Raw genomic sequence first — 1,395 nt, 5'->3', positions numbered from 1 at the left:
GTCGTGGTCGTCCGATTCCAGTTGCAGGTCGGTGGCGGACTCGGTCGCTGTGCGGTTCGGGTCGGGGGCCGGGCCGGAGGAGCGGGGGGTGGACTCGGTGGTCAGTCCCAGATCGGACCGTGACCGCGGGAGGCGTGGGGCGGTCTGCGGGCGTGCCGTGGTGGGCACTCCGCTGAGGTCCAGGACTCCTGCCAGTTCCGACAGCCGGGCGAGTTGCTCCGCCCGGGTCCACAGACCGGTGGTGGGCTTGGGGGTGGAGCCGTCCCAGAAGTCGTGCGGCTGCCAGTCCGACCGGTCCTTGAGTTTCTCCACGCTGCCGTCCGGCCCCTGCTGGGTGACCGCGCCGCGGTAGGGATGCCTCTCCGGGTGCGCCCGGTCCGGCACGGGATCCGCGGTCGCCATGGTCGCCTCGACCAGCGCCTGCGCGGCATGCCGCCAGGTGAAGCTCTTGAGGGTGTCATACAACTGGTCGGCCTCACCGCGCGCGGCCGGCAGCTTGTCACGCAGGGTCGCGATGGCCGAGGCCCAGGCCTGCGCCCGGGCTTCGGTGCCGCCCTCGACCTCCCCTCCGGTGTCGGGGTCGATGGTGAAGGGGGCGTCCACCGTCATCCCGGCGCCGTGCTCGGTCACCGTCTTCAGGAACTCGGCCGCGCCGCTCTCCCCGTTGACCAGGATCGGGATACTGCGTCCCGCGGCCTCGGTGGCCACCAGCCCGAAGCCCTCGTGCAGCGACGGCATGATCAGCGCGTGCGTGGTCTCCCGGTCGTTGTCCAGATCGGCGGGATTCGTGCTGAACGGGAGCATGGTGATGCCGCCCCCGCCATGGGCCTCGATGATCGACGTCCAGCGGGCATGCTCCTCCGGGTTCTTCTCCGGATGCGGCCCGCCACGGATCGTCAGACGCACATCAAGACCGAAACCGCCCTGGGAACGGGGCCGACGCAGCATGCCGATCGCCTGCACGGCCGCCTCGACACCCTTGATCTCGTCCGTGGCCCGCCCCGGCAGCAGCAGCTTGAGCTTCCTCGGCAGGTGCAGCAGGTACTTGGTCTTGTTCAGGAGCGACGGCTCGACCGGCGTGCCGATCTCGGTGCCCGGCACGAAGCCGTGCAGCGCGGGGATGCGCAGCACCTCCTCCGAAAGACGCTCCGCCTCCTGGGCGAGCAGCGGCCCCACACCGGCCACCATGTCGGCCTTCTGCATCAGCCTGCGCTCGGTGGTGGCCTTCTTCGCGCCCTTCTCCGGCTGGTGCTTGATCCTGTCCAGCCGCACGGGACTGGTGTGCAGGAAATGCACCACCCGCGCACCCGGATACCAGGAGTCACGTATCTGCTGCGCGGCCGGCCCCGAGAAACGCGAGTGCCCGATGACGATGTCGAACGCGTCGTCCTCACC

1 protein-coding gene is annotated in these 1,395 nt (G+C 70.3%); it reads right to left on the bottom strand.

Annotated elements, in window-relative coordinates; genetic code table 11:
- A partial coding sequence (locus tag ACGFQC_RS35770) for a glycosyltransferase (RefSeq protein ID WP_363093109.1) occupies positions 1-1,395 on the bottom strand: 1,395 nt, incomplete at both ends.

This window comes from Streptomyces sp. NPDC048734, assembly GCF_043198675.1.
GTDB lineage: Bacteria > Actinomycetota > Actinomycetes > Streptomycetales > Streptomycetaceae > Streptomyces.
Note: the sequence above shows the minus strand (reverse complement) of the source record. Positions and strands in the feature narration are given on the sequence as shown.